Raw genomic sequence first — 3,118 nt, forward strand, 5'->3', positions numbered from 1 at the left:
CACTTTCGGTGTTGCTGTTGCCCCGGGCCGAGGCGAAGCCCAGCTCACCGCCGCTGCCGCTCCATGGCGAGGTCATCGCAGCCGGATCGGTGGTGTCCTGGGCGAACGCCGCCGGGGCGCACAACAGCAGGGGAACAAGCAACGAGACGCGCAGGGACATCAACGGTTCTCCGGATCAACCAGTGGGGGACGGGCAACGGGGGATGATACTTGATGCATCCAGCGTGCAATTCCCGCCATCTGCCGCCGCTTTAGGCGGGGTTCGGTCGAACGGCCTGTTCAGGGAAGATCGATGCGCAGCGCCGGGTCGTCGAACCGCGAGAAGCGCAGCGTGATCCGGAACGTCTCGCCCTTGGTCTGGCCCTGGCGCTCGATCTGCACCGGCAGGCCCTGTGCATTGATCCAGTACAGCATTCCGTCCGGCGCGGCGGTGGCATGGCGCACCCGGTACTTGTGGGCGGCTTGCCCGCCGATGGCATCGCTGCCCAGGTCGTCCACCTGCAGTTGGGCCGGGGCCACGTCCGCCGGCAGCGGGTTGCGCCACTGCGCCAGCAGGCCCGGCGGCACCGGCACCTGACGGACCTCGCCGGCGCGCTGCAGGAAGAAGGTGTCGCCGATGATCAGCTGCGGGCCGTCATCGGTGATCAGCCGGTAGCGGTCGGGGGCAACGAAGTCCATCGTCGCCTCGACCGTGCGCGGCCCCTGCATGCGCAGGCTGGCGTGGAAGCTGCGCAGTTGGCCGAAGCGCTGGCTCGCACCCAGCACCGCCTGCACCGGATCCACCGCGGCCGGGACGTTGCCTGCCGCCGGGGCCGGCGCGGTGGCGGCCGGATCGGGCGCGGGGGCGCAACCGGACAGCAGCAGGGACAACACGGCAACGGCAGGTAACAGGCGCATGACAGGCGGCAACGGGGTTTTCGGGGCTCCACGATAGCCGAAGATGGTGCCGAAGCCGCCACAACGACGGCGACTCGGACATAATCGGGTCATGGACCGATACGAACGCATCAACGCCCTGCATCGCCTGCTCAAGTCCGCCCGTTACCCGGTGACGGTGGCCACCCTGCAGGAAAAACTGGAGTGTTCCCGCGCCACCGTCTACCGCGACCTGGCCTTCCTGCGCGATGCGCTGATGGCGCCGGTGGAGGGTGACGGCGAGGCCGGCTTCCGCTACCAGGACGACGAAAGCGACCGCTTCGAGCTGCCCGGCCTGTGGCTCAGTTCCGAAGAGCTGCACGCGCTGCTGGCGTCCCAGCACCTGCTGGCGCGCACCGGCGGCGGCGTGCTGTCCTCGGTGCTGGCCCCGCTGCAGCAGCGCATTGAAGGCCTGCTGGCCGCCCAGGCCGGCGTGTCCACCTGGCCGGTGGACCGGGTCCGGGTGATTCCGCACCGCGGCCGCAAGTTCGACGAAGCCAGCTTCCGCGCCGTCGCCTCGGCCGTGCTGGAGCGAAAGCAGCTGGCGTTCGAATACCGCGCCCGCTCCACCGACGAGGCCACCAAGCGCACCGTGTCGCCGCAGCGCATGACCCATTACCGCGACAACTGGTACCTGGATGCCTGGGACCACGGCCGCGAAGGCCTGCGCAGTTTCGCGGTGGACCGCATCTACAAGGCCCGGGTGGTCGACACCGTGGCCCGCGACGTGGATGACACCGAGCTGGACGAGCAGCTGGGCGCCAGCTACGGCATCTTCTCCGGGCCGCCCAAGGGCTGGGCCACCATCGTCTTCAGCGCCAAGGCCGCGCGCTGGGTGGCCGACGAGCATTGGCATTCCAAGCAGCAGGGGCGTTTCCTGGCCGACGGCCGCTACGAGCTGAAGGTGCCCTATAGCGTGTCGCGCGAACTGCTGATGGACGTGCTGCACTACGGCTCGGACGCGGAGATCATCGAACCGGTGATGCTGCGCGAACAGGCCAAGGCGCTGCTGGCGCTGGCCCTCAGCAATTACGAGTGACCGCCGGGCTCATGCCCGCCGGTCATATGCCACCGATACCGCACGGCCGGGGTGTGCGGTAAGGTTGGGCGCTATCGCTGCCCGGATACCCCCCCATGAAGAAGTACCTGCTGCTCCCGCTGCTCGCCGCCTCGCTGGCCCTGGCCGCCTGCGGTAAATCCCAACCCGATTCGAAGAAGCTGGTGGTGGCCGCCACGGCCGTGCCGCACGCCGAGATCCTGGCGGTGGTCAAGCCGATCCTGCAGAAGGAAGGCCTGGACCTGGACGTGCGCGTGTTCAACGACTACGTGCAGCCCAACGACCAGCTGGTGCAGAAGCAGGTGGACGTCAACTACTTCCAGACCGAGCCCTACCTGGACGCCTACAACCGCGACCGCAAGACCGACCTGGTCAAGGTCATCGGCGTGCACATCGAGCCGTTCGGCGCCTACTCGCGCCGCTTCAAGTCGCTGGACGAAGTGCCGGCCGGCGCCGACGTGGTGATCCCCAACGACCCCAGCAACAACAGCCGCGCGCTGATCCTGCTGCACAAGGCCGGGCTGATCACGCTGAAGGACCCGACCAACGCACTGGCCACCCAGCGCGACATCATCGCCAACCCGAAGCAGCTGAAGTTCCGCGAGCTGGATTCGGCCATGCTGCCGCGCGTGCTCGACCAGGTCGACCTGGCCCTGATCAACACCAACTACGCACTGGATGCCGGGCTCAACCCGACCCAGGACGCGCTGGCGATTGAAAGCAAGGACTCGCCGTACGTGAACTTCCTGGTGGCCCGCCCGGACAACAAGGACGACGCCCGCGTGCAGCAGCTGGCCAAGGCATTGACCAGCCCGGAAGTGAAGGCCTTCATCGCTGAGAAGTACAAGGGCGCGGTGCTGCCGGCGTTTTGACTGAGGTGGGTCCGACCCATGGTCGGACACCCCGCCAAAAAAAGGTTCTTCCGGGTCTGTCGCGAGCGTGTGGGCCCCGTCGCGGCCGGTAGGCCCCTGGTGCAAATGTCCCCGGCCGCGACGGGGCTCGGCTTGCGGTATGGGCGGGAAGCCAAGGCTTTTTCCTGTAGTCGTTGGGTCGGGCGCTGGGCCCCCATGCCCTTTCCGGCGAATGTCCTCCGGCGTCGGCCTGCGGCCGCCCCCTCCCCCTTTAGTTCGCCTCCAAGGGCATGGG

General features: G+C 68.0%; 3 protein-coding genes. 2 read left to right on the forward strand and 1 reads right to left on the reverse strand.

Annotation, left to right across the window (positions count from 1 at the left end; genetic code table 11):
• Positions 1-279: 279 nt before the first annotated feature.
• Positions 280-897 carry a hypothetical protein gene (locus tag DBR34_RS13280; RefSeq protein ID WP_128097140.1) on the reverse strand — a complete coding sequence of 206 codons (618 nt, stop codon included), beginning with the start codon at positions 895-897 and terminating at the stop codon, positions 280-282.
• 91 nt (positions 898-988) lie between these two features.
• Between DBR34_RS13280 and DBR34_RS13285 the strand changes: the two genes are divergently transcribed.
• Together DBR34_RS13285 and DBR34_RS13290 are read left to right on the forward strand one after the other, a co-directional pair.
• Positions 989-1,954, forward strand: coding sequence for a YafY family protein (locus DBR34_RS13285; protein WP_038686074.1), 966 nt, complete (start codon positions 989-991; stop codon positions 1,952-1,954).
• Between the two features lie 95 nt (positions 1,955-2,049).
• A complete protein-coding gene (locus DBR34_RS13290) occupies positions 2,050-2,844 on the forward strand; it encodes a MetQ/NlpA family ABC transporter substrate-binding protein (RefSeq protein ID WP_128097141.1) in 795 nt (264 codons plus the stop codon).
• The last annotated feature ends 274 nt before the right edge of the window (positions 2,845-3,118 follow it).

It is taken from the genome of Stenotrophomonas sp. HMWF003 (assembly GCF_003061285.1).
GTDB lineage: Bacteria > Pseudomonadota > Gammaproteobacteria > Xanthomonadales > Xanthomonadaceae > Stenotrophomonas > Stenotrophomonas maltophilia_AP.

What these genes read in the sequence shown, in the direction of transcription:
- DBR34_RS13280 (WP_128097140.1), bottom strand. Translation starts at nt 897, where the DNA reads ATGCGCCTGTTACCTGCCGTTGCCGTGTTGTCCCTGCTGCTGTCCGGT.
- DBR34_RS13285 (WP_038686074.1), top strand. Translation starts at nt 989, where the DNA reads ATGGACCGATACGAACGCATCAACGCCCTGCATCGCCTGCTCAAGTCC.
- DBR34_RS13290 (WP_128097141.1), top strand. Translation starts at nt 2,050, where the DNA reads ATGAAGAAGTACCTGCTGCTCCCGCTGCTCGCCGCCTCGCTGGCCCTG.